The sequence below is a fragment of the Streptomyces sp. genome, assembly GCF_035644915.1.
In the GTDB taxonomy this organism is placed as follows: Bacteria; Actinomycetota; Actinomycetes; order Streptomycetales; family Streptomycetaceae; genus Streptomyces.
The window spans coordinates 1-25457 of record NZ_DASQNP010000266.1; the positions used below are offsets into that span (position 1 = coordinate 1).

Here is a 25457-nt window from a genome sequence, read left to right on the forward strand (position 1 = left end):
GACGTGCCGCTCCTCGACGAGTTCCTCGCAGACCTCCCGGCGGATCTTCGGGGCGGCCAGTGTCGGGTAGTCCTGGGCCAGGCGGTGGGCCACCCAGTCGTTCAGCCGCTTGAACCTCGTGGTGTCCCAGCCCGCCGCGGACGGAGGTCCTGGCTGGTGAAGGCCAGGCGCAGCGACGACGCCGTCAGGTTCTGCGCCGAGTCCATCAGCCGACGGTCGTGGACGGGGTGCCAGCGCACGGGGATCGCGTCGGGGTTGTCGAGTTGCAGGTGGTCGACCGCTTCCTTCTCCCACTGCCGGGCCACCAGGCCCGCCAGTTTCCGCCGGGCCTCGTCCCCGGTCGGCACCGCGTTCACATGCAGGCCGCCCAGGACCACCCCGCTGATGGCAATTGAATGGTCGTAGGCGACGGCTGGGCCGCTCCGCCGTACCTCGGCCCTCTGTTCACGGCGCCCCATGGCGGCTTCCTCCCATCAGTCCAGCCGGATTCCGGTGTCGGCGTCCCCGCCCTCCGAGGCGTCCGCGTCTCCGGTCCGCTCGACGCCGAACTCTCCCCTGATCCGGTCGGCCGGTCCGGAGAAGCCGGAGGAAGCCCTGCCACCCCGTCCCGCGATCGCGCTCCCCGTGTCGGCCACCCGGATCACCGTCCCGTGGGCCGGACCCGCGGGCGCGGCGGGACCCCGATCCCCTCCGGATTCCGGTTCGGGCTCCGTCCGCGAGGCCGGGAAGGCCGCCCAGACCCCCACCCCGACCGAGGCCACGGCAGCCAGACAGGACACCACCGCCGCGACCCGGTCGGCCTGGCTCCAGCGCAGCACCGCGAGCAGGGCACCGACCCCGGCCACGACTGCACAGCTCGTGATGAGCACTGGCCGTCGTGCGTTCATGCCCCCATCATCGGCATCACCACCGATCAGGTGCGGCCTTGCCAACAAGTGGCCATTTCTGGCCTGTGTTGTGGCTGTTCGAGCACGAGACCGCGTCAAACCAGCGGGTGAAAGGGAGGGTTATCACCCTTCCGGTGAGGCCGTCGTCTGCCGCGGCAGGCTCCACGCCCGGTTCCGGCAGGACGGCCTTGCCCGCACCCGGGCCGGGGGTGCGAGCGGAACCGTCCGGTCGGGAGGCGGACCGCATGGTGATCACCGGCCCCCGGAAATCCTGTATGATCATCAGCAGTTCCGGTGCACGGCACCGGGCGATGCGTCCGTGGTCCAAGGAAAGACGTCCGCCAACCGGCGGGAAATGCAGGTGCAAGGCCTGCCGGGCGCTCCACGAAGGGTTCCCCGCCTCCAGCGAGACGGGGAACCCTTCCTCGTTTCCGCCTGGCCCGCGGCCCTCGTCACCGGCACGCGGTCGCGGACCGCGGCGGGCGCGGGGTCCCGGCTTCCGGTGCGGATCCGGCGGTCGTGCGGTGGACGGGCGTGGCCGTGGCCGAGGCGGTCCGGGGCACGGCGCGTCCTGCCGGACACCTTTCGCCGCGCACCGCGCGGCCTGTGGGAACGATGCCGAGGCCGAGCCGGCCGGGTCCGGCCTGTGCGGATCCGCGGATCCCGACGGCCGCCCCCACCGGGCTCCGAACGACCGCCGCACCCCGGGGACCTGCCTCTGCCTCCACCGCGGCTCCGCCGGCCCGGTCCGGCTCGACGCCGAGGCTCTGGGGGAGGCGCTTTGCGAAGCGGTCCGTCCGGTGTCCGTGGTGGTGCGGACATGCCCAGGGCGCGGATGCGTCCGGGGGCTGCTGCTCCGGAACCCGTCGCGTCACCTGAGGCCGGGTGCCGGGCGATGGCCGGTGGTGCGTCGTCATGGACCAACCGACACCGAACGGGAGTTCACCCGGTTCCAGGCGCCACCGGCCGCGGGACGAGGGCGACATGCACACCGCCCCCGCCCGGACCGATCGGGCCCGCAACCGGCACAGGTGCGGCCGGGCGCCGCCTCAGGCACCGGAGCGGAGCACGGCGTGCTCAGGCGGCGACGTCCAGGGCGAAGAAGTCGACCATGCCGAGGTAGTCCGCGTGAGGGGCGTCGGCGTCGGAGAACCAGTCACCGGGGCCCCGGCTCTCCTCCCACGCGAGGTGGTGCTCCGCGATCGCCTGGACGAAGTCGGCGGCCAACTGGCCGGCCTCGAAGAGGTCCTGGTCGGTGGACTGCGAGCTGGCGCCCACGATCACCCCGCGGACCTCGGCGGAGTGCCCGTAACGGAATCCGCCGCTGCCGCACAGGTGAGGATCCACGAGGACGGCCTCACCGTAGTTCCTTCCGAGCCTCCGGTGACCGGATGCCTTGGCGGCGGCGTTGCCGAGGAACCTGTGTCCGTCCTGCCCCACGGTGATGACGCCCAGCACCGCCTGGGCGTCGGGCGTCCAGGGGCCGGAGGTCGGATCCATGACGACGAAACCCATGCTCGCCCGGGGGTAGGGATCGCGCGGTGCTGCCGCGGTGGTGGCGGTGTGGTTCCTCCATATGCTGGTCGCGCGCCGGAGGCCCAGCTCCAGCAGCACGTCGGCGAGCTGTTCATCGGTGAGCATGTAGTCGTACGGGTTCCGGCGGTGTTTGACGCGCACCGTTACCCCGTGCTCCGAAGTGGTCTCGCGAGCAGTCAAGACGGGCTCCTTAGCCGCTTGGATCGTTGGCCGTCACACGACCCGCGGATGTCCTCTCCGTCAATTGGAGGAAACTTTCCGGTTTGCGTGACGAGTTCGGCCGTGTTGCGCGCGATTCTGTCCGGCCGGTCGGAGAAGTCGCCAGGGATCGGAACGCGGCGGCCGTCCCGCCGGCGGGACGGCGCAGGGCCCCGCCGGTACTGCCTTGAGCCGGACCGGGGGCGATGGCGAGAATCCACGCTGCGCCACGAACCGTGCCGCTCCGCCGCGACGCGTCGGTCCGCGAGAGCCGCAGGCGGGCGGACCGCCGCCCCTGTTCGATGAGGTTCCGAGGAGGAGCAAGTGTCCCACGACGTCGTTCAGGCCGCCCACTACGGTCTCGGTGCCTTCTTCCCGGTCGTCGTGCTCGATCCCGAACCTCGCTGGCGAGGGGCCAGCCCGTTGGCGCTGCCCGAGCGGTCCCCGGAGGCGGACGGACTGCTCGCCCTGCGCTGGTGCGGCTTCGACGACGAGGCCGACGAGGCCCGGCAGCTCCTGGAAGCGGCCGCGGCGCGCGCCCCGCGGAACTTCGACCGGGCCGCGCAGCTCGCCGCGTACGCGGCCACGCTGCCCAGGTGCCTGAGGCTGGTGGCGCTGCCCAGGACAGCCCTGGTGGGACCATGGGTGCAGCGGCCCGGGCGCGACCGCTGCTGATCCCGTCGCGGACCGGCGAACAGGCGTGGCACGGAACGGAGTTGCCCCGGGCGCGGATGCGTCCGGTCGAGCCCCCGTCGCCGTCCGTGACCGTCCCGCCGGCGGGACGCCAAGTGGTATAGACCTTGATGTGCGGCTGCCGGGTTGCCAACATGATCCACTGCTGGTGAGGCACGGGAGGTTGCGCAGTGCGAGCCGTACACGGACCGCAGAAGGCCGGGTCCTCGATAGCGCACAAAGCGAGGAGGGGGTTAATACGCAAGGAACGAACGTCGCTTTCCATGCCCGCGCGTCTTTCGATGGAAGAATGGATGCGCATCGGCAAGGCGCTCCAGGTGGCCGCTGATTCGACCACGTGGTGGCTGGGCGACTGGCTCGTCTACGGCCAGGACCGCTACCCGGAGCGTTACCGGAAGGCCATAGAGGACACCTCGCTCGACTACCAGACGCTGCGGAACTACGCCTGGATCGCGAGGAAGGTTCCGCCGGACCGGCGCAGGCCGGGGCTCAGCATGCAGCACCATGCGGAAGTGGCCGCGTTATCCCCTTCGGAGCAGGACAGATGGCTGGACCTCTCCGAAAAACACGCGTGGTCCCGCAACGAGTTGAGGCGGCACATACGCCACTCGGTCTCCCCGGACGCAGGTACCCCCACGGCCGAACTGCGCCTGACTATTCCCCAGGCCCGCCGGCAGATCTGGCAGAGAGCCGCGGAACGGGCCAACTGCGACCTGGGGGAGTGGGCTCTCAGAGTTCTCGACGCCGCGGCCCGTAACAACGCCGCACCGCCGGATCCCAGACGCGCGGTGGAAGCCGGCCTGTAGAACCGTCCCGGCCCGCCATGACATCTCCGAATGCGGCCGGACAGGAAAAGTATTGACCGCTCGCCGCGGTGGCGTCTTGGATAACCAGCGCGAGGAAGGCGGCGGTGACAGCCGAATTCCTCGGGCTCATCGCACCACATTCGCGTCCGCACCCCGGTGCAATGGCGCGTGAGTTCAGAAGGATCTGACCGCGACAGTCGGAAGAAAAGGTGCTTTTACTGTGACGGTGGACACCAGCCTCACACGTACTCAGGTTTTCCAGAGGGACGGGTTCGCTACGACCGGGAAGCTGCTGTCCCCGGAGGAGGTGGAGACCTACCGCGAGATCTACGACAAGCTCCTCAGCGGCGAGATAGAGGCCGGGGACAAGCGCTCCGACCTCGGTTCCCACGTCCCCCGCCGGGAGGGCGTCAGCGAGAACATCACGCAGATCATGTGGCCCTCGGCGCTCCACCCGCCGCTGCGCGAACTGCCGCTGCACTCCCGGGCCCTGGCCGTGGCGCGCGAGCTGATCGGCGACGACGCCATGCTGGACTTCGACATGATGATCCACAAGGCGCCCCGCTCCGGGGTCCCGACCCCGTGGCACCAGGACGCGGCCTACTGGGTCGACCTGCCCGACACGCGCGCGGTCTCGATCTGGGTGGCGCTGGACGAGGCGACCGTGGACAACGGCTGCATGTGGTACATCCGTGGTTCCCACAAGGAACCCCTGCGCCCGCACCGCCCGACGAGCGACGGGAAGAACATCGAGTGCGACTGCTCGGAGGACGAGCCCGGCGCAACCGCGGTGCCGCTGTCCCCCGGTGAGGCGGTCGCGCACGCCGGCCAGACCCTGCACTATTCCCGCGGCAACACCACGGACGGCACCCGACGCGCCTACATCCTCAATTACCGCCCCGCCGAGATGATCAGGCTCGAGCGGGAGCAGGGCGCGGACCACGGCCTGGAGAAGAACGAGCGCAAGGTGCGCAACAGGAACGCGGAGGATTCGGAGTCCTGAGCGGCCGTGAGCCGCCCATGGAATCCCCGGGGTGATTCTCCCCGCCCGGGGTGATTCCCGAAAAGCGCACGCCTGTCTGCCGCCGCCCGTGAAAGGGCGCGAAAGGCGCACCGGACGGGACGGAGGACCCGGGGGTCGGCCCTCGTCCCGTTCCGTGCGCCGGTGGCCGCACCTCTCTGCCCCCCACCCTGCACATCTACTTCTTCCGAGGAACGCAATGACTTCCCAGGAACACCGGATACACACGGACGCCACCGGACGCCCCGTCCGCCTGAGCGGGGCGGTGATGACGCATCCGAGACGTGCCGAGGCGGCCCGGCTGCTCGCGGAGACGGACACGGCGGGCCGGGTCACGGTGGCGGTGGACCCCCAGCCCGAGGGGCCGCCGACCGCACTGCGTTCGGCCGCGGTCGCGTGGCGGAACGTGGCGCCGGACGCCACCCACCACCTGGTCCTCCAGGACGACGTGGTGCTGGCCGAGGGGTTCTTCCGGTACGCCGAGCGGGTCGCGGCGGCCGTCCCGGACGAGGCCGTCGCGTTCTACGCGGGCTGGGAAGGGCGTACGGGCGCGGCGGTGCGGCTGGCGGCGCTGGCCGGTGAGCAGTGGACGTACGCCATCGAGGAGCACACGCCCTGCCTGGCGCTGATGCTGCCCGCCGACGCGGCCCGGGGTTACGAGGCGTTCGCCGCCGAGCACGGACTCGGCTGGCCCTACGACGTGGTGATGCAGCGTTACCTGAACGCGCTCGGGGTGCCCGTCCGGGTGTGCGTGCCCAACACGGTGGACCACAGCGAGGTCCCCAGCATCGCGGGCAACAGCACCCACGGCTGGCGGCAGTCGGCGATCTTCACGGACCGGGCGGCCGAGCCCACCGGATACGACTGCGCCCAGTTCGCGGTCGTCCCCTTCTACCAGTACGGCGACGCCCGGTGCGCGATCCGCCGGGGGCCGGACGCGGAGTGGGAGTACATCGAGGCCGAACGGTACCTGCGGCGCATCGGGCTGGGGGAGCGGTCCCGCACCGCCTTCGCGGCGGCGGACTCCTCGGCGCTGCCGCAGGGCATCGCACGGCCGGTGTGGGAGACGGCGTTCGCGATGGGCGTGGTCGTGGCCGGTGTCACGGCCGAGCCCCCGGCGGACGAGGTCAAGCACGCGGTGATGGGCTCGCTGGGGCCCGGCGGCCTGTGCGAGGACTACACCGCCGAGGAGCTGAACGAGCTGATCCCGCCGGTGCGGGAACTCGCCCTGGTCGCGTTCGAGGCGGGCCGCGGGGCCAGGCTCGGGGCCGCCGAACCGGCGGCCACGGCCCGGGAGGCCAGGGCCCGCGTGGCGGTCACCGGAGGCGGGAGCGGATTCGGCCGTCACCTGGCGGGACTCCTGGGCGACCTGGGGTACCACGCCGACCACGTGGCGGAACCGGCCGACGCCGGGCTCCTGGACGGCGCCGCGTACCTGGTGCACCTGGGCTCCCCCGCCGACGGGCCGGACCGGCTGTCGCGGGTGCTGTCGGCCGCGGAGAAGGCGCGGATCGAGCGTGTCGTCTACGTCGGCTCCGCGGCGGTCTACCGCGGCAGCGCCGAGGAGGCCGTGACGGAGACGTCGGTGACGGACCCGCCGAGCGACCCCGAGGCCCGGCAGTGGTGGCACGAGGAGGAACGGTGCCGCCGGTGGGGCCGGGAGACCGGAACGGCGGTGCAGGTGCTGCGAGCCGCCGAGCCGGTGGGCCCGGGCGTCCACGCGGAGGCCGCGGCCGCCCAGTGGATGCACCGCGCCTGGACGCGCCGGCCCCTGCTCCTGGACAAGAGCCGCCGGCACCAGGTGGTGGACCACCGCGACCTGGCGGGGGCGATCGACGCCGTGCTCTCCGCCGCCCCCGCGCACCCGGTGTTCAACGTCGCCTCCGCGTCCTACACGGAGGAGGAACTGGCCGAGCTGGTCGCCCTCGTCGCACGCCGCACGCCCTGGGAGGAACTGACCGAGCCCGGCGTGCGCCAGGGCGTCATGTCCACCGGTCTGATCGAAACCGAACTGCGCTGGCGGGCGTCGGCACCGCTGAACGAGGGCCTGCGCGCCCTGGCGCAGTGGCTGGCCTGCGACGTCCACGACGCGGTCACCGGACTTCCCCAGCTGGGCTGTGATGTCTGAGCGGACGGTGGAACGGACCGAACGGACCGGGGCCCCCGAGGAGGGGCTGTTCTCCCGGCGGTACGCGGCCGCCACGGCCGGCTTCACGGTGGTGATGTTCCTCACCGGGTTCGCCGCGCTGGCCGTGGTGCCCACCCTGCCGACGGCGGCCGAGGCCCTGGACGGGGTGTCCCTCTTCCCGCTGGTGGCGGGCTGCTTCGTGGCCGCGAGCCTGCTGGGCGGGGTGCTGGGCGGTCACTGGTCGGACCGCTCCGGGGCCCGCGGGCCGCTGGCGGCCGGAATGGTCCTCACGGTGGTCACCCTGCTGGTCGCGGCCACCAGCACCTCCATCTGGCAGCTCGCGGCCGGGCGCTTCCTGGACGGGGTGGCGGCCGGCATGGTCGCGGTGTCGATCAACGCGGCCATCGGCCAGGTCTACCCGGAACGGCTGCGCCCCCGCGTACTGGCCCTGATGAGCACCTGCTGGATCATCCCGTCGCTGGTCGGGCCCCCGCTGGCCGGCCTGGTGTCCGAGTGGTGGTCCTGGCGCGCGGTGTTCTACGGTCTGGCCGCCCTGACCGTGCTGCCGTCGCTCGCGCTGGTGGCCGTGCTGCGCGGCCGTACGTGGTCGGGAACGGTCGCCCCGTCCGACGCCGCCCCCTCCCGCCCGCCGCTGCTGATCGCGGCGGTGGTGAGTCTCGGCGCGGCGCTCGGGCAGTACGGCGTCTCGGGCTGGGACGTCCACCACCTGCTGTTCGTGGCGGTGGGGGTGGTGCTGCTCGTGCCCTTCGCGCCGCGGCTGCTGCCCGCGGGCACCTGGCGGGCCGCCCGCGGCCTGCCGGTCACGGTGCTGCTGCGCGGCCTGTCCTCCGGCACGTTCTTCACCGTGGAGGCGTTCGTCCCCCTCATGCTGATCACCGAGCGGCAGGTGAGCGCGGTGGTCAGCGGCCTGGCCTTCACCGGCGCCGCCGTGGTGTGGGCGGGCGCCTCCTGGGTGCAGGGGCGGCTGCTCCAGGACCAGCCCCGGCACCGGCTGGTCACGGCGGGCGCGCTGGTGATGGTGCTGGCGGTCGTGCTCGCCGTCGCCGGCACGTTCCCCCAACTGCCGGCGGCCACCGCCGCGTCGGCCATGCTGGTGGCGGCCGTCGGCATGGGACTGGCGGACCCCTCCCTGACCGTGCTGTCGCTCTCGCACAGCCCGCCCGGCCGGCAGGGCTACGCGAGCAGCGCGATGCAGACCAACCAGAACATCGGCCAGATCGCGATCCTGGCCCTCTCCTCCGCCGTGCTCAACACGTGCCTGGCGATCGGCGCCTCCGACCTGGCCGGCTACGGAGCCGCCCTCGGACTCCTGCTGATCCCGACCCTCCTGATCGCCCTGCTCGCCGTGCGCGCCCGCAGCGTGTCGTGAGCGCTCGCACGGACGAACCGCCGGGCCGCCGGCCCGTGGAACACCTTCCTCACCCAACACCCGCAAAGGGGGGCTCCTGTGCCCAGTGACCTGGTCGTCATCGGCCTCGGATACGTCGGACTGCCGCTCGCGCTGGAGGCGTGCCGGTCCGGGCTGGCCGTCACCGGCCTGGACCGCGACGCGAAGACGGTGGCGCGGCTCAACGACGGCACGTCCCACGTCGACGACATCGACGACGAGTCGGTCGCCGGCATGCTCGCGGCGGGCTTCACCGCGACGACCGACGAAGAGGTGATCGCACAGGCCGGCACGGTGGTCGTGTGCGTGCCGACCCCGCTGTCCGAGCACGGCGGACCCGACCTGACCATGGTCGAGGACGCGTGCGCGGTGATCAGCCGGAACCTGCGGCCCGGGACGCTGGTGGTGCTGGAGTCGACCACGTACCCCGGGACCACCGACGAGGTGGTGCGCCCCATCCTGGAGCGCTCGGGCCTGACCGCCGGGACCGACTTCCACCTGGCCTTCTCCCCGGAGCGCGTCGACCCGGGCAACCGGGACTTCGGCATCCGCAACACCCCGAAGGTCGTCGGCGGCTACACCACCGGCTGCACCGCGGCCGCGGCCTCCTTCTACGGCAAGTTCGTCGACACCGTCGTCCAGGCCGCCGGAACCCGCGAGGCCGAGATGGCCAAGCTCATCGAGAACACCTACCGGCACGTCAACATCGCCCTGGTCAACGAGATGGCGGTGTTCTGCCACGAACTCGGGATCGACCTGTGGGACGCGATCTCCTGCGCGGCCACCAAGCCCTTCGGCTTCCAGGCGTTCCGCCCCGGCCCCGGTGTCGGCGGCCACTGCATCCCCATCGACCCCAACTACCTGGCCCACAAGGTCCGCACCCTCGGCTACCCGTTCCGGATGGTGGAGCTCGCCCAGGAGATCAACACCCGGATGCCGCGGTACGTGGTCGAGCGCGCGCAGCAGCTCCTCGACCGGGCCGGCACCACCCTCAACGGGGCGAAGGTGCTGCTGCTGGGCGTCACGTACAAGGCCGACATCGCCGACCAGCGCGAGACGTCGGCCCGCCACGTGGTGAAGCGGCTGCGCGCCCTCGGCGCCGAGGTGTCGTTCCACGACCCCTACGTGCCGGCCTGGGAGGTCGACGGCCTCCCGGTCCCCGCCGCCGAGGACGAACTGCCCCGCGCCCTGGCCCGGGCGGACCTGGCGATCCTGCTCCAGCACCACCGGGCCTACGACATCGACGTGATCGAGCACCACGCCCGGCTGCTGCTGGACACCCGGGGGTCCGCCCGCCCCCAGGCCCACGTCGAGCGCCTCTGACCCCGCCCCGGCCACCCCTGCCCCTCTCCACCCCTCCACACCCCTCTCATCCGAAGGAGCACCCCCATGTGCGGCGTCGCCGGCTGGGTCGACTACTCACGCAACGTGGCACAACACCGGGACATCGCACAGGCGATGACGGACACGATGGCCCGGCGCGGGCCGGACGCCGAAGGCCTCTGGACGGCGGAACACGCCGCGCTGGGACACCGGCGGCTGTCCGTCATCGACCTCGAAGGCGGCTGCCAGCCCATGGTGGCCGGCGACCCGTCCGCGCCCCGGGCCGTCCTCACGTACAGCGGCGAGACCTACAACTTCCAGGAGCTGCGCGCCCAGCTCCGCTCGCTGGGCCACGAGTTCAGGACCAGGAGCGACACCGAGGTGGTCCTGCGCGCGTACCTGGAGTGGGGGCCCGACTTCGTCACGCGCCTCGAAGGCATCTACGCGTTCGCCGTCTGGGACGTCCAGCGGCAGGAACTGCTCCTGGTCCGTGACCGCATGGGCGTGAAGCCCCTGTACTACGCCCCGACCCCCGACGGCGTGCTCTTCGGCTCTGAGCCGAAGGCGATCCTCGCCCACCCCGACTTCCAGGCCGTCCTGGACGCCGACGGGCTGCGCGACATCCTGTCGGTCGCCAAGGTGCCCGGGCACGCGGTCTTCCGCGGCATGCGGGAGGTCCCGCCGGGCTGCACCGTGCGCGTGACCAGGTCCGGCGCGGTCGAGCAGCGGTACTGGCAACTGCGGGTCGCGGAGCACACCGACACCCTCGACCGGACCGTCGCCACCGTCCGCGAGATGCTCGAGACCATCGTCGCCCAGCAGATGGTGGCCGACGTCCCGCTGTGCACCCTGCTCTCGGGCGGCCTGGACTCCAGCTCGCTCACCGCGCTCGCGGCCCGGATCTCCCGCGACAAGGGGATGGGGCGCATCCGTTCCTGCTCGGTCGGCGACCACGACGCCGTGCGCGAGGACGGCACCCCGGTCAACGAGGACCACCTGTACGCGCGGCTGCTGGCCGAGCACGTCGGGTCCGACCACAGCGAACTGCCGCTGAAGGCTCCCGACCTGCTGGACCCGGCACTGCGGGCCTCCGTGCTGGACGCCTACGACCTGCCCATCGCCAAGGGCGACGAGCACGCCTCGCTGCACCTGCTGTTCGGCCTCGTGCGCGAGCACTCCACCGTCGCCCTGTCCGGGGAGTGCGGTGACGAGGTCTTCGGCGGCTACAACTGGCAGCGCAAGCCCGAATGGGTCCTCTCCAGCACCTTCCCCTGGGTCCAGGAGGGCCGGGCCGCATACCAGGGCAACGACGTCATCTTCGCCCCCGACCTGCTGGCCAAGCTCGACCTGGCCGCGTACGAACGCGACTGCCACAGCACCGCGGTCGCCGAGATCGATGCCGCCGACCACATCTCCGACCCGACCGAGGCGCGTTTCCGGGAGGTCACCTACCTGGCGCTCACCCGCCACGCCCAGGTGCTGTTCGACCGCAAGGACCGGATGAGCATGGCGTGCGGCCTCGAAGTCCGGGTCCCCTTCGCCGACCACCGGCTGGTGGAGTACACCTTCAACGTCCCGTGGGCCATGAAGAGCTTCGACGGCCGGGAGAAGAGCCTGCTGCGCGCGGCGATGAAGGACCTGCTCCCGGAGGCGGTGGCCCAGCGGATCAAGACCCCCTACCCCTCCATCGGGGACGACTCCTACAACCGGGTGCTCCGCGAGCGGCTGGCCGATGTCGTACGCACCCCGGAGAGCCCGCTCGCCCCGCTGTTCTCCGCCGACCTCAAGCGGGCGGTGGCCGAGCGGGGCGCCGCGGCTCTGGAGCAGGGCATGAGCCGGGCGGCCCTGGAGACGGCGCTCCAACTGCACGAGTGGCTGTACAGCCACGATGTGCGGATAGCCCTCTGAACCCGCTCTCCCCCGGCACGTGCCCGCCCCGGCCGCCCTGGCGGCCGGGGCGCGGCGGGGTGGTGGCAGGATCGGAGGATGGTGGAAAAGATCATTGCCGCCTGCGACGGCGCGTCGAAGGGGAACCCCGGGCCCGCGGCCTGGGCGTGGGTCATCGCCGGGCCGGACGGTGAGGTGGAGCGCTGGGAGGCCGGGCCGTTGGGCCGGGCGACCAACAACGTGGCGGAGCTGACCGCGCTGCAGAAGCTGTTGGAGGCCCTCGACCCGGCCGTGCCGGCGGAGGTGCGGATGGACTCCCAGTACGCGATGAAGGCGGTCACCACCTGGCTGCCGGGCTGGCGCCGGAAGGGCTGGAAGACCGCGGCCGGCACGCCGGTGGCCAACCAGGACCTGGTGATGCGCATCGACGAACTGCTGACCGGCCGGGAGGTGGAGTTCGTCCACACCCCGGCCCACCGCGTGGACGGCGACCCCCTCAACGACGCCGCCGACCGGGCGCGAGGACCGGGCAGCGGCCGGGCAGGGCGCGCTCCACGGGCGGCTCGGTCAAGGCCAGGTTCCCCGGCCGGTGCCGCTGCGGCCGGCCGTACGCGAAGGGCGAGACGATCACGAGGAACCCCGACGGCTGGGGCCATCCGTCCTGCGCTGCCGCCACGGCGACGGACGGGACGTGATGTAGGCACCGCCGGTCCCTGCGGCCCCGGGCCCGGGGACCGTCCGCTCCCGGGTGGCCTTCCGGGCCGGCGCCGGGGGGCCGCGGGGGACACGGGCGGAGCATCCGTCGCCCGCCCCTTCCCCGGAGCACGTCCCGGACGGGCAGGCAGGGCCGGCGCGGAGCCCGGCGGTGCTTCCGAACGGCCCGTCTCCTCCGAAGGGGTGAACCGCACGGGAAGCGCTGCGCCCCTGTCCGCCCGGACGGCAGGCTGCTGATCGCCCGTACCCGGGGGAGTGTGCGACCACTCGCCGAGCGGGGACGGCGGACCGTGACGGGCGTGCGGTGCGGAACGTGCCGGGCCCGAGCGATGGGGGAGCACATGGAGCATCGGCGGACGCCGGCGGGGCCTCGGATCCGGTACTGGTTCGACACCACGATGGCGCGCGGCGTGACCGCCCTGATCGGGTGGCTCGCGGCTGCCTGCCTCGCCGTCGTGGTGCCCGTGAGCACCGTACTGGTGTGGACGGACAGCACCGCGCCCGCCTCCCTCCCGGGGAAACTGGGCGCGGTGTGGCGGTACACCGGCGAGACCCTCCGCCTGGGCGGGACGGTGGGGCCTCCGCTGCGCGTACTGCTGTCGGTGCTGCTCGCCCTCGTCGCGCTCCTCTACGTGTCGACGCTGGTGAGTCTGATCACCGCCGCACTGCAGGAGCGGCTCGCCGCACTGCGCCTGGGCCGCTCGACGGTGCTGGAGACCGGGCACGCGGTGGTGCTGGGCTGGTCCGAGCAGGTGTACACGGTGGTGTCGGAGCTGATCACCGCCAACGCCAACCAGCGGCGCGCGGCCATCGCCGTCCTCGCCGACCGGGACAAGACGCAGATGGAGGAGGAGCTGCGCACCCATGTGGGTGCCGTCGGCCGCACCCGCCTGATCTGCCGCAGCGGCCCCGCCACCGACCCGGTCGTGCTGGCCCGGATGAGCCCGGGCACCGCCGCCGCGATCCTGGTCCTGCCCCGCGACGAGCCGTCCGGCGACACCGAGGTGATCAAGACCCTGCTGGCGCTCGAGGCGGCGGGCGGCACCGGGGACGGGGCCTGTGTCGTGGCCGCGGTCCGCACCGCACGCCACCGGACGGCGGCCACGCTGGCGGCCGGGCCGCGGGGACGGATCCTGGAGACCGACGACATCGCCGCCCGGCTCATCGCGCAGTCCGCCCGCCAGCCCGGCGTGTGGCTGGTCCACCGGGAACTGCTCGACTTCGCGGGAGACGAGTTCTACACCGTCACCGAACCGGCGCTGACGGGCCGGACGTTCGGCGATGCCGTGCGCGCGTACGGCACCTCGTGCGCCGTGGGCCTGCAGCGGGCCGACGGCACGTTCGCGCTGAACCCGCCCGCGCACACCGTCGTCACGGAGGGGGACCGGCTGCTCGTCATCACCCGCGACGACGACACCGCCGTCCCGGCCGACCGTCCCGCGCCGGTCGACGAGGCGCTGATCGTCCACGGTCCGCCACCGGTGTCCCGCCCCGAACGGATCCTCCTCCTGGGCTGGAACCGCCGGGCCGCCCTGATCGCCGGTCAGCTCAGCCGGTACGCACCGCCCGGCTCGGTCCTCGACGTGGTCGCCGCCGACGACGGGGCGACGGCCGGCGCCGTGGAGGAGGTCGCGGCCGCCATCTGGCCCGGCCTGTCCGTCACCTTCCGGCCGGGCGACACGACCTGTCCCGCCACGGTGCACGGGCTTGACGCGCCGTCGTACGACAGCGTCATCGTCCTCGCCTCCGGTGCCGGTCCCGGCCAGGAGTACGGCGACCCCGACGACCGCACCCTGGCCACTCTGCTGCTCCTGCGGGAGGTCGAGCGCGCCGCCGGATGCGAGCTGTCGGTCGTCACCGAGATGACCGACGACCGCAACCGGGTGCTCGCCCCGGTCAGGGCCGGAGCCGACTGCATCGTCAGCGGCAAGCTGATCGGTCTGCTCATGACGCAGATCTCCCAGAACCGGCACCTGGCCGGCGTCTTCCACGAGCTGTTCTCCCCGGAAGGCCAGGAGATCCACCTCCGGCCGGCCGGTGCGTACGTCCGGACCGGGCGCGATGCCCCCTTCGCCGCCGTCGTGGAGTCCGCGCTGCGCAAGGGGGAGTGCGCCATCGGATACCGCGCCCACGCCCGTCCGGCGACCGGCCCGCACTACGGCGTCAGGATCAACCCGGACAAGGCACGGGTCCGGCGCTGGGACGCCGAGGACCGGATCATCGTGATCGCCGAGTCGTGACGGCGATCCCCGCGACCGCCGTGACAGGGCCGCGCCGCGGGCCCCGCGCGCCCGCGAGGACTCGGAGCGACCGTGGTGCGGGGCGGAGCCGGCGGGGACGAGGGCAGGCGGGCGGAGCGGTCAGCGCCGTGCGTTCTCGGCGGTGCCCTCGCGGCCCCGCGGCCTCGCCGCCGCCGAGCCGTCGCCGCGGGCCCGGCGGGGTAACGCCCTATACAAGTCAGGGGAGTTCCAAACACGGACGGGCCAGGAACATCCGATCCGGTGACAAGGGTCCGGTAACCCTGTCCCGCCCCCCGGGGCGGGTCCTAGCGTGCTGGTCGATCGCCGCAGATCCCGTGTCCGACGCCCGGGCGCGGTTTCCGCAACACGACGAAACACCACGCGCCCCACGTAGAGGAGACACGGCCGATGCCGGTAGAGGCAGCCAACGAAGCGCAGCAGGACCAGCAGCTCAGCCTCAGCACCGCCGCCGCGCGGAACCTCGCCACCACCACCAAGTCCGTTCCGCAGATGCAGGGCATCACCTCCCGGTGGCTGCTCAAGGTGCTGCCCTGGGTGCAGACCGAGGGCGGTGTCTACCGGGTCAACCGGCGCCTCACCTACACGGTCGGGGACGGCCGCATCGAATTCGTGAAGACCGGCTCACGGGTGCAGGTCATCCCGCGCGAACTCGGCGAACTCGCCGTGCTGCGCGGCTTCGAGGACGTGGACGTGCTGACGGAGCTGGCCGGTCGCTTCGCCCAGCGGGACTTCGAGGCGGGGGAGGTGCTCGCCGAGGAGGGCACCCCCGTCGACCACATCTACCTGCTCGCGCACGGCAAGGTGCAGAAGACCGGCAGCGGGGCGTACGGAGAGCCCACGCGGCTGGGAGTGCTCGGCGACGGCGACCACTTCGGCGAACAGAGCCTGCTCAGCGAGGACGCGACCTGGGAGTACACGCTCAAGGCGGTCACCGCCGGCACGCTGCTGATCCTGCCGCGCCGGGAGTTCACCTCCCTCCTGGACAACTCGCCCGTGCTCCGGGAGCACGTGGAGGCCTTCGCCGCCCTGCCCCGGCAGCGGCAGAACGACCGGGGCGAAGCGGAGATCGCCGTGGCGTCCGGCCACTCCGGCGAGGCCGAACTGCCCGGCACGTTCGTCGACTACGAACTCAACCCGCGCGAGTACGAACTCAGCGTCGCCCAGACGGTGCTGCGGGTGCACACCCGGGTGGCCGACCTCTACAACAAGCCGATGAACCAGACCGAGCAGCAGTTGCGGCTGACCATCGAGGCACTGCGCGAGCGGCAGGAGCACGAGATGATCAACAACCGGGAGTTCGGACTGCTCCACAACGCCGAGTACAACCAGCGGATCCAGACCCACTCCGGCCCGCCCACCCCGGACGACCTCGACGAGCTGCTCAGCCGCCGGCGCGGCTCGAAGTTCTTCTTCGCCCACCCGCGCACCATCGCCGCCATCGGCCGCGAACTGAACGCCCGCGGCCTCTACCCGGACCACGTGGACCTCTTCGGCAACCACGTCCCGGCCTGGCGCGGCGTGCCCATCCTGCCCTGCAACAAGATCCCCATCACCAAGGAGCGCACCAGCTCCATCATCGTCATGCGCACCGGAGAGGAGGACCAGGGCGTCATCGGCCTCCACCAGACGGGGATCCCCGACGAGTACGAACCCGGCCTGTCCGTGCGGTTCATGGGCATCGACGAGAAGGCGATCATCTCCTACCTCGTCACCACCTACTACTCGGCCGCCGTCCTGGTGCCGGACGCCCTCGGAGTCCTGGAGAACGTCGAGATCTCCCGCGGACGGGACTGACGGCGGACGGGGAGGACACAGGGGAGGAGAGACGCGGATGCCGCAGCCCTTCGAACTGCCGGACTTCTACGAGCCGTACCCGGCGAGGCTGAATCCCCACCTGGAGGTGGCGCGGGAACACTCCAAGGGGTGGGCCCGGCGGATGGGGATGATCGAGGGGTCGGGCGTCTGGGACGAGGACGACTACGACTCCCACGACTACGCACTGCTCTGCGCCTACACCCACCCGGACGCACCGGCCGCGGAACTCGCCACGGTGACCGACTGGTACGTCTGGGTGTTCTTCTTCGACGACCACTTCCTGGAGCGCTTCAAACGCACCCGGGACTCGGCCGGGGCCAGGGCGTACCTCGACCGGCTGCTCGCCTTCATGCCGACACGGCCCGGCGACACGGTCTCCGAGGTCCCGGAGAACGCGGTGGAACGAGGACTGGCCGACCTGTGGGCCCGCACGGTTCCGGCGATGTCGCAGGGGTGGCGCCGGCGGTTCGCCGAGACCACGCGGCACCTGCTGGAGGAGAGCATGTGGGAACTCTCCAACATCAGCGCGGGCCGGGTCGCCAACCCCCTGGAGTACATCGAGATGCGCCGCAAGGTCGGCGGTGCGCCCTGGTCCGCCGGCCTCGTGGAGTACGCCGTGGGCGCCGAGGTGCCCGACGCCGTCGCGGCCGACCGCCCGATGCGGGTGCTCAGGGACGCCTTCGCCGACGCCGTGCACCTGCGCAACGACCTCTTCTCCTACCAGCGCGAGGTCGAGGACGAGGGCGAACTCTCCAACGGCGTCCTGGTCTTCGAACGGTTCCTCGGCTGCGACACCCAGCAGGCGGCCGACGCCGTCAACGACCTGATCACCTCCCGGCTGCAGCAGTTCGAACACACCGTCCTCACCGAACTGCCGCCGCTGTTCGCGGAACACGGTCTGGACCCGAAGTCCTGCGCGGACGTCCTGGCGTACGTCAAAGGGCTCCAGGACTGGCAGTCGGGCGGCCACGAATGGCACCTGCGTTCCAGCCGGTACATGAACGGCGGTACGGCCGGCGATCCCGCCGGCCCCCGGCCGGGAAGGACGGTCCTTCCCGGCGGGCCCACCGGCCTGGGCACCGCAGCCGCCCGCATCGTCGGCTCGCTGGCGGCCACGGCGCCGGCCAGACTGGGGCGCCACGCACACCTGCCGTACCAGGAGGTGGGGCCGGTGCGGATCCCGGAACTGCGCATGCCGTACACCACCCGGCTCAACCCCCACCTGGACCGCTCCCGCGAACGTGTCGTGGAATGGGCGCACCGGGTGGGAATGGTGGGCGCCCCGCCCGGCACCCCCGACGCCGGCATCTGGGACGAGCACAAGCTCAGGGCCTTCGACCTGGCCCTCTGCGCGGCCGGCATCCACCCGGACGCCTCGGAGGAGCAACTCGACCTGACCACGGGCTGGCTCACCTGGGGCACCTACGGGGACGACTACTACCCGGCCGTCTTCGGACGCACCTTCGACGTGCTCGGGGCCAGGGCGTGCACCGAACGGCTGTCGGCCTTCATGCCGGTGGAGTCCGCCGACATTCCCGTCCCGGCCAGCGCACTGGAGCGGGGGCTCGCCGACCTCTGGTTCCGCACGGCGTCCCCGATGACCGTGGACGCGCGCCGGGCCTTCCGCGACGCCATCGAGGAGATGACCGGAAGCTGGCTGTGGGAACTCGCCAACCACTGGGAGAACCGCATTCCCGATCCGGTCGACTACATCGAGATGCGTCGCAAGACCTTCGGGGCGGAGTTCACGATGTCCCTCTCCCGGCTGTCCCTCGGTAGGGCCGTGCCCCCGGAGGTGTACCGGGCCCGTCCGGTCCAGGCGATGCAGAACGCGGCGGGCGACTACGCGGGCCTGCTCAACGACCTGTTCTCCTACCGGAAGGAGATCGAGTTCGAGGGCGAGATCCACAACTGCGTGCTCGTCGTCCGGAACTTCTTCGGCTGCGGCTCCACGGAGGCCCTGGGCATCGTCGCCGACCTGGTGAACTCCCGGATGCGCGAGTTCGAACGCGTCGTCTCCGCCGAACTCCCGGCGATGTTCGAGGAACTGGACCTCGACGCCGAGGTCCGCGCCGCGCTCACCGGCCAGGTGCGCGAACTCCAGAACTGGATGGCCGGGATCCTCACCTGGCACCGCGGGTGCCGCCGCTACACGGAGTCCGAACTGCGCCGCCCCGTGGAGACGCCGCCGCGCACCTCCTACGGCCCCACCGGACTGGGCACCGAGACGGCCCGCCTCGCGGCGGTGCTCGGCCGGACGGGCCGGTCCCGTATGTGACCCGCGTCCGACAACCGGACGCGGAGCCGGCCGGGCGCACCGGCTCCGCGTCCGCCGCGCCGTGGTTCACAGCAGGCGCTTGATCTCTCCGCGGGCCCGGTAGAAGCCGCCCCGGGCGGCCACGCGGACCTCGGGGACGAGGTAGCGGGCGCCGGGGACGCGGATGTCCTTGGGGAACTGCACGCGCCAGGTGGGATCGTAGCCGGGGGAGACCACGCGCACGCGGGTGCGCGAGCCTTCCTGGACGCACTCCAGGACCACGCCGTCCACCGGCGTGGTGGAGCCGGCACGGACCGTCTGCACCTCGTGGGAGGGCGTGACGCGCTCCCAGCCGGTGGCCTTGATGTCGGCCGTGCGGGGCAGCCGCCCGTCCTCGGCCTCGCCGATCGCTCGCTCGCCGGCGTCGATGCAGGCGAGCGAGCCGTCGGTGGTGACCAGGTAGAGCCGCTCGTCGCGGTACTGCATGGAGTAGGCCGAGCCGCAGCCGGTGCCCAGTTTCCACAGGCGGGTGCCGTCGGCGGCGAAGCAGTAGACGGAGGAGTGGTTGTCACCGGCGAAGACGTAGCGGCCGTCGGGCGAGGCGGCGCAGGAGAACACCGCGGCGTCGCACCGGTAGCGGGCCCGCACCGCGCCGTCGTCCTTGGCCAGGCGGTAGACCCAGCCCCGGCCGGTGCCGGCGAAGACCTCGTCGGCCTCCTGCCAGCCGAACAGCACCGGGCCCTGGGTGGGGGTCGACCACAGCGGGGCCCCGTCCCGCGCCGCGTACCGGGCCACGCCGCGCGAGTCGCCGTGGTAGACGCCGTCTCCGTCGCAGCGGACCATCCAGGCATGGCTGCCCGGGCCCGGGCGGCGCCACTGGAACTCGTCCTCGTCGTCGATGGTGGTCACCCCGCCCTGGGCGTCGGAGACGCCCAGGAGCCCGTCGTGGATGTCCAGCCAGTAGATGTCGACGTCGGCGGCTATCTCATAGGCGACGTGGGGCACCTTGCCGCCCAGATCGTAGACGCGGCCGTCGTCGCATCCGGCGTAGATCCAGTAGTCGTCGGCGACGATGCACTTGACGCCGTCGGGCAGGCCGAACCGGCCGGTGACCTCGCCGTCGTGGGTGAGGGTGAACACGTCGCCGTTCTGGTTGCCGACCCAGGCGTGGTCGTCGTCGACGAAGATGCCGAAGGCCGGTGCCCCGGAGCGGAACCGCCACAGCACGGGCGCCTGCCGGGCCGTGGAACGGCTGCTGACGATCTCGCGCCGGGTGACCGGGCGGCGCTGGCGCACCCCCCGCACGGCCGGGGCGTACCCCTTGCGGACCTTCTCGCCGATCTTGCGGGCAGCGGCGGCCGCGGCCTTCTCCGGCGTCGCGTAGCTGGTGGTGCGGGTCTGTCCCCGCTCGCCGATCCGCCCGAAGGAGATGGTCAGCTCGGTGCCGGCGTGCCGTACCTCGTAGAACTTATGCGCGCCCCCGCCGTCCTCGGACAGCTCCAGGTAGGTCGTCGACTCGGTGGCAGCAGGCATGGCAGACCCTTCTCCAGACAGCAGGCGGGGAGGACACCAGGCTCAACGGACCGGCACGCGGCGGGCCTTGGTGACACGGAAGACCTTAGGGCCGGGCACTGACAGAGCCGCTGCGCCGCCTGGCGGGCACGGGCCGCCCCGGGTCACTGCCCCCGGCCCCTCGGTCCCGCAGCACTGGATGAGGCCCCGCTCTGCCTCGACCGGTGTGCGCCTGGTCGTTCCGCCCCGGCGCCTTCCGGTGGCCACGGCGATGCCGTTCCCGCCTCGCGCCGGGCAGCGGGCCTTCAGGGGGGTGGGTGGGACGGGCGCGGGCGCGCCGCGCCCGGGGATCTCCGCGCATGCGTGATCCTGGTGCCACCATGCCCTTCCTGCTCCTGGCCGTCGTCGTGCTGGCGGCCGCGAACACGCTCACCCACCGGCTCGGTCCCGCCCTGTACGTGCCGGTCTGCGTGACCGCGGCCGCCCTGCTCCTGCTGATCGCCCGCCGCTCCGGCCTCGACTGGGACGCCCTGGGACTCGGCCGGGCCACGGCGCGCCGCGGCCTGCGCTGGGGGCTGCTCCTGGCCGGGGCCGTCCTGGCCGTCTTCCTGGCCGGGCTGGCGATTCCGTTCACCCGGGAGTTCTTCGACGACGAGCGCGCGTCGGCACTGTCGCCCGGCGAGCTGGCGCACCGTGCGCTGGTGCGCGTACCGCTCGGCACGGTGCTGCTGGAGGAGATCGGCTTCCGCGGCGTCCTGTGGGCCATGCTCGAACGGCGCTGGGGCGCCGCGGCGGCCACCGCCGTCTCCTCGCTGCTCTTCGGGCTCTGGCACATCCAGCCCTCGCGCGGCCTGACCCGGGCCAACGCGGCCGTCGGGGCGCTCTTCGGCACCGGGCGCACCGGGGTCGCCCTCTCCGTGGCGGCGGCCGTCGCCGGAACGGCCCTCGCCGGCGTGCTCCTGTGCGAACTCCGGCGCCGCTCCGGCAGCCTGATCCCGCCGATGGCCGTGCACTGCGCCCTCAACAGCGCGGGCTACGCGCTCGCCTGGGCCGTGGGCCGCTGACGCGAAGACCGCGCCCGGCCGGACGGCGGCGCCCCCTTCCTCGCGAAGGGGGCGCCGCCGTTCCGGGGCCGGAGCCGGGGCTGCCGGCGGGTCAGTCCGCCGCGCCGGTGGGGGAGGAGGCCGCGGCGGTGCCCAGTTCCTCGTCGGTCAGGGGCGGTCCGTCGAGCGGCGGCCGGAGCGGCCCGCGCAGTGCGGCGAGGAGGACGCCGGGACGCAGGAGGGTGTGCGCGCCGCGTTCCAGGGAGGTGACGCGGGTGACGGCGCGGGCGGCCCTGGCATTGCCGGTCGAGGCGTACAGCAGGCGGCCGACGTAGGCGGCCACCACCCGGTCCCTGAGGGTGGGACCGTGTTCCGTGGCTCCGGGGTAGAAGACGTCCTGGTCGACGGCCAGGTCCCAGGCCGCGCCGGCCGGCCGGGCCACCGCCTTCCGGATGCGCCGGGCCAGGCCGGGCTTCCAGCCGTACCGGGCGATCACATCGCGCAGGACGACCGCGCTCTGGGCGGCAACGGACATGCCGTGCCCGTAGACCGGGTTGTAGGTGGCCAGGGCGTCGCCGACGGCCGCGAATCCCTCGGGCAGGTGCCGGGTCCGTTCGTAGTAGGTGCGGCGGTTGGCGGTGCTGCGGGTGACGGTCACGTCGGACAGGGGGGTGGCGTCGGCGAGCAGCCGGCCGATGACGGGGTGGCGCAGGCCCAGGGCGAACGGTATGAAGTCCTCCGCGTCACCGGTGGGCTGTCCTTCCCGGGTGCCGGAGAGCGTCACCAGCCAGTGCCCGTTCTCGATCGGGATGATGGCACCGGACTGGCCGGGGCCCTCGGCGCGCGGGTCGGGCTGGATGACGACCGCCGGGAAGCCGTTCCGGGCCCGCTCGGGGGCCTGGAAGAGACGGCTGGCGTAGACGACGCCGGGGTCGATGATCCGCTGGGCCGGCGCGGGCAGGCCGAGTTCCTCCAGCCAGACGGAGGCCCGCGAGCCGCGGCCGGTGGTGTCGATGACCAGATCGGCGGTGAGCCGGTCCTCGGTGCCGTCCGTCCGGCGGATGCGGACCCCGGTGACCGCGCGCCGGTCGCCGGTCAGGCCCAGGACGGCGGCCTCCTCCACGACGGTGATGCGGGGATGGGCGAGGACCTGCTGCCGGACGACGAAGTCCAGCAGGGGACGGCTGCACAGGATCATGTGACACGATTCGGTCCCGCGGGGAATCCACCCCCGCGGGGAGAGGGCGACCAGGTCCCGGGGGACGGGCACCTGACGGGCGCCGTGTGCCCGCAGCTTGGCGATGGTCCCCGGCGCCAGCTCCTCGATCGCGCGGGCGCCACCGGACCACAGCAGGTGGACGTGTCGCGCCTGGGGCACCCCCCTGCGCTGCTCGGGCCCCTCGGGCAGGACGTCGCGCTCGACGACGGTGACCTGTGCGTGCTCGGCCAGGGCGCGGGCCGTGAGGACTCCGGCCAGGCCGCCGCCGCAGACGATCGCGGATCTCGCCGGGCCGGTGCGGTCTTCGGTCATGAGGTGTGGGTGCTTCCTGTACTGGCCGCGCACTGGCGGCGGACCTTCTCGATGATGCCGGGATGCCGCAGGGCGTCGGCGATGGCGTGGATGGCGCTGAGGAGCTTCCGGGGGTCCAGGGCGTCGTCCCGGGGCGGGGAGGTCCCGCGGGCGCCGAGCGCCGCGGTGAGGACGACAGCGCCGGCGATGCCGTCCGCGTCCTTGCCCGCGGCACCGTGGCGGAAGGTTTCCTCACGGGCTCTTTCCCACAACTCCCGGTCCAGGTACGGCTCCAGCCTCAGGATGCCGTCGCGGATGCGCGTGTCCCGGCGGGCCAGGGCGAGGTAGGCGTTCGCCCAGCGGGTGGAGGAGGAGCCGGTGGAAGCACCGGTCCCGCCCAGCAGCCGGTGCAGCGGCTCCAGCCGCCGGTAGGTGGCCCTGGCCGCCCGCCGGCGGCGGAAGTCCTCGCCCACATGGGGGAGGAGGAAGCCCAGGCCGATGAGGATGGCGCTGAGCGCCCCGGCGGCCGGGGCCGCCTTGGTGCTGCACCAGTCCAGGTCGTGGCCGGCCCAGCGGGCCGTCACCGCGGTCAGTTTGAACGCGTCGAACACCAGGTTGGCCACGTAGCCGGTGCCCAGCAGGAGCAGCCCGCCCAGCAGCCAACTCCGCACCGCGTGCTCCCTGGAGACCAGCCAGCCCCAGATCAGGAGGGAGGCGACCGCTCCGGCGGCGGTGTGGGCCAGCAGGTAGAGCACGATCAACTCGCGGGCGTACGGGGTGGTGGCGTAGTAGGTGTCGAAGTCCCTGACCCGCTCGGTCCCGGTGTCCGCGAGCACGAACAGCACCCACAGCGCGATGGCGACCGCCGCGTAGGCGACGGTCATCCACCGCACCGTGCCCCGGGCCTTCTCCATGCCGCGCTGCCACGCGATGATCAGCAGCAGGCAGGCGAAGCTGAGCGCGGTGAGGAGGGTGTAGACCCACGGCGCGGCGAGGTTCGGCACGCCGGTGACCCGGTTGACCCGGACGATCATCCCCGGCGTCACGAACACGCACACCGCGACGGCCAGCACCAGCAGGCCGACGACCGCCCGCAGCAGCGGGTTCGTCCAGGGCTTCGACCGGGCGAGGAGCTTCGCCCCCAGGGCGGTGGCCAGGAGGGCCGCCGGCCAGCGGTAGTCGATGTAGTCCTCGAAGGAGTCCATCTCAACGCGGTCCGAGGGACGTCTGTATCCGCCCCAGGAGTCCGTCGTACGGCCCGGGGTCGGAGTCCTGTGCGTCACCGGCCACCCAGGGCAGGAGCCTGCCGCCCAGGGTCAGGCCGAAGTTCTCGGCATCGCGTTCGCAGGGGTCCTGGGAGTGGCTGCGCGCCGCGGCGTGCAGCACCTCGTTCCAGGCGCGTTCCGGGTCGTCGGCCTCGCTCAGCAACCGGGCGGCGGCGGCAGCGCCGTCCACATAGCGGTGGTGGTCGGGTTGCGTCAGGTGCCGCAGCTCGTGCCCGGTGACGACCACCTGCTGCACTCCGGTCGTGCGGCGGTCCACGAGGATCCTGTCGTGGTCCTCGTGGACCAGGACCAGACCGGTGGCCGTGTCGGGGGGAAACTCGACGAAGCTCAACTCGACGGGCCGCCCGCCGCGCAGTTCGCTCATCGTGCGGCACAGCTCCTCGCACAGCCGGCGGGAGGGCACCGGCCCGCTGAGCCGTGCGGTGGCGGAGTCGGCGAGCTTCCTCGCCGCCCGCCTCATGCTCCACGTGCTCACCGCTGCGACCCCTCCCTGCTGAGCACAACCTCGAGGAAGGCGGCGATGGCCGCCTTCTGGCTCGGTGTGATGGGGCCGTCGGTGCGGGCGTGGACCCTCTGGATGCCGAACCGCTCCATGAGGGTGGCCAGGGGATCGGGCTCCTCCAACCGGCTGACGATCGGCCTGAGTTCCCGGGCCAGGGCGACGGGAGCGGAGTCGGTGAAGAACGTCACCGGTACCCGGAAGTACTCCGCCAGCGCCGTGAGGTGCGGCACGTTGGGGAGTTTGTCGCCCTGGAGCAGGCTGCGAGCCCAGACGCTGGTCGCGTTCAGGGCGGCCGCCACCTCGCCGACGATGTCGGCCGGCCTCCTCCCGCTGGCCGCGAGGAGCCTCTTGTAGAGGAAGTTCACCCGTCGGGGGACGAACTCCCCCAGCGTCCGTTCCCGCGGCCTCCCACCCCTGAGGAGGGTGCGGATCTCCGTCGTGGCCAGACCGGTGGCGGCTGACAGCTCGTCCGGATCCACGACGTCCTCGCGGGTGAGTCCTCTCCTCTCCAGGAGCGTGTCCAGGCGTCTCAGGATGCCGTGCAGGGGGGCGTAGGGGTCGGTCTCGGTCACCGATGCCCTCCAGATGATGGTCGTTTGGTCGCACCGAGATTACGGCCCGTCCGTGACCGGGACCATCGCTCGAAACGGCCCCTTCCCAAGGGGCAACG

The 25457-nt window shown here is 72.6% G+C and carries 19 protein-coding genes and 1 pseudogene; 12 read left to right on the forward strand and 8 right to left on the reverse strand.

All coding sequences use genetic code 11. The annotated features are described in order from the left end of the window. Nucleotides 1-101 precede the first annotated feature (101 nt). From VE546_RS27410 to VE546_RS27420, 3 genes are all read right to left on the reverse strand, one after another. Nucleotides 102-458, reverse strand: coding sequence for a hypothetical protein (locus VE546_RS27410; protein WP_324927061.1), 357 nt, complete (start codon nucleotides 456-458; stop codon nucleotides 102-104). 15 nt (nucleotides 459-473) lie between these two features. Next, nucleotides 474-887 (reverse strand): hypothetical protein, encoded by a 414-nt coding sequence (locus VE546_RS27415; protein ID WP_324927064.1) that lies wholly within the window; start codon nucleotides 885-887, stop codon nucleotides 474-476. A 1077-nt stretch (nucleotides 888-1964) separates the two neighbouring features. Next, complete coding sequence (locus tag VE546_RS27420; RefSeq protein ID WP_324927067.1) at nucleotides 1965-2603, reverse strand: hypothetical protein; 639 nt, start codon at nucleotides 2601-2603, stop codon at nucleotides 1965-1967. A gap of 342 nt (nucleotides 2604-2945) precedes the next feature. Between VE546_RS27420 and VE546_RS27425 the strand changes: the two genes are divergently transcribed. The 11 genes and pseudogenes from VE546_RS27425 to VE546_RS27475 all read left to right on the forward strand — a co-directional run bounded on the left by VE546_RS27425 (nucleotide 2946) and on the right by VE546_RS27475 (nucleotide 18955). After that, nucleotides 2946-3296, forward strand: a complete 351-nt coding sequence (locus tag VE546_RS27425; protein WP_324927070.1) for a hypothetical protein — start codon at nucleotides 2946-2948, stop codon at nucleotides 3294-3296. 188 nt (nucleotides 3297-3484) lie between these two features. Then, nucleotides 3485-4120 carry an LmbU family transcriptional regulator gene (locus tag VE546_RS27430; RefSeq protein WP_324927073.1) on the forward strand — a complete coding sequence of 212 codons (636 nt, stop codon included), beginning with the start codon at nucleotides 3485-3487 and terminating at the stop codon, nucleotides 4118-4120. A 226-nt stretch (nucleotides 4121-4346) separates the two neighbouring features. Continuing rightward, nucleotides 4347-5123, forward strand: coding sequence for a phytanoyl-CoA dioxygenase family protein (locus VE546_RS27435; RefSeq protein WP_414720605.1), 777 nt, complete (start codon nucleotides 4347-4349; stop codon nucleotides 5121-5123). 217 nt (nucleotides 5124-5340) lie between these two features. Beyond that, nucleotides 5341-7269, forward strand: a complete 1929-nt coding sequence (locus VE546_RS27440; RefSeq protein ID WP_324927079.1) for an NAD(P)-dependent oxidoreductase — start codon at nucleotides 5341-5343, stop codon at nucleotides 7267-7269. Further along, nucleotides 7262-8659 (forward strand): MFS transporter, encoded by a 1398-nt coding sequence (locus VE546_RS27445; protein ID WP_324927082.1) that lies wholly within the window; start codon nucleotides 7262-7264, stop codon nucleotides 8657-8659. Before VE546_RS27440 ends, VE546_RS27445 begins: the two co-directional genes overlap by 8 nt. 78 nt (nucleotides 8660-8737) lie before the next feature. Further along, on the forward strand, nucleotides 8738-10000 hold the full coding sequence (locus VE546_RS27450) for a nucleotide sugar dehydrogenase (RefSeq protein WP_324927084.1): 1263 nt from the start codon (nucleotides 8738-8740) through the stop codon (nucleotides 9998-10000). Nucleotides 10001-10066: 66 nt separating this feature from the next. Next, nucleotides 10067-11908 carry an asparagine synthase (glutamine-hydrolyzing) gene (gene asnB / locus VE546_RS27455; protein WP_324927087.1) on the forward strand — a complete coding sequence of 614 codons (1842 nt, stop codon included), beginning with the start codon at nucleotides 10067-10069 and terminating at the stop codon, nucleotides 11906-11908. A 78-nt stretch (nucleotides 11909-11986) separates the two neighbouring features. Then, nucleotides 11987-12582, forward strand: a pseudogene (locus VE546_RS27460) (ribonuclease H family protein). A gap of 360 nt (nucleotides 12583-12942) precedes the next feature. After that, nucleotides 12943-14841 (forward strand): CASTOR/POLLUX-related putative ion channel, encoded by a 1899-nt coding sequence (locus VE546_RS27465; protein ID WP_324927090.1) that lies wholly within the window; start codon nucleotides 12943-12945, stop codon nucleotides 14839-14841. A 408-nt stretch (nucleotides 14842-15249) separates the two neighbouring features. Further along, the gene (locus VE546_RS27470) at nucleotides 15250-16656 is read left to right on the forward strand and encodes a family 2B encapsulin nanocompartment shell protein (protein ID WP_324927093.1); all 1407 of its coding nucleotides are present in this window, start codon (nucleotides 15250-15252) and stop codon (nucleotides 16654-16656) included. 37 nt (nucleotides 16657-16693) lie between these two features. Beyond that, nucleotides 16694-18955 (forward strand): family 2 encapsulin nanocompartment cargo protein terpene cyclase, encoded by a 2262-nt coding sequence (locus VE546_RS27475; protein ID WP_324927096.1) that lies wholly within the window; start codon nucleotides 16694-16696, stop codon nucleotides 18953-18955. Between the two features lie 66 nt (nucleotides 18956-19021). On the opposite strand, the gene VE546_RS27480 is transcribed toward VE546_RS27475, so the two are convergent. Beyond that, nucleotides 19022-20467 (reverse strand): WGR domain-containing protein, encoded by a 1446-nt coding sequence (locus VE546_RS27480; protein ID WP_324927100.1) that lies wholly within the window; start codon nucleotides 20465-20467, stop codon nucleotides 19022-19024. A gap of 338 nt (nucleotides 20468-20805) precedes the next feature. Here VE546_RS27480 and VE546_RS27485 point away from each other — a divergent pair, with 338 nt between their 5' ends. Beyond that, nucleotides 20806-21510, forward strand: coding sequence for a CPBP family intramembrane glutamic endopeptidase (locus VE546_RS27485; protein ID WP_324927103.1), 705 nt, complete (start codon nucleotides 20806-20808; stop codon nucleotides 21508-21510). Between the two features lie 91 nt (nucleotides 21511-21601). Here VE546_RS27485 and VE546_RS27490 read toward each other — a convergent pair whose 3' ends face one another. The 4 genes from VE546_RS27490 to VE546_RS27505 are packed head-to-tail and all read right to left on the reverse strand — an operon-like array spanning nucleotide 21602 to nucleotide 25359. Further along, complete coding sequence (locus VE546_RS27490; RefSeq protein ID WP_324927106.1) at nucleotides 21602-23020, reverse strand: NAD(P)/FAD-dependent oxidoreductase; 1419 nt, start codon at nucleotides 23018-23020, stop codon at nucleotides 21602-21604. Further along, nucleotides 23017-24204 (reverse strand): DUF6545 domain-containing protein, encoded by a 1188-nt coding sequence (locus VE546_RS27495; protein WP_324927109.1) that lies wholly within the window; start codon nucleotides 24202-24204, stop codon nucleotides 23017-23019. Before VE546_RS27495 ends, VE546_RS27490 begins: the two co-directional genes overlap by 4 nt. Before the next feature lies 1 nt (nucleotide 24205). Next, complete coding sequence (locus tag VE546_RS27500) at nucleotides 24206-24760, reverse strand: toxin-antitoxin system, toxin component (RefSeq protein ID WP_324927112.1); 555 nt, start codon at nucleotides 24758-24760, stop codon at nucleotides 24206-24208. After that, entirely contained in the window at nucleotides 24757-25359 is a 603-nt protein-coding gene (locus VE546_RS27505) for a transcriptional regulator (RefSeq protein WP_324927116.1), read from the reverse strand. Before VE546_RS27505 ends, VE546_RS27500 begins: the two co-directional genes overlap by 4 nt. Between the last annotated feature and the right edge of the window lie 98 nt (nucleotides 25360-25457).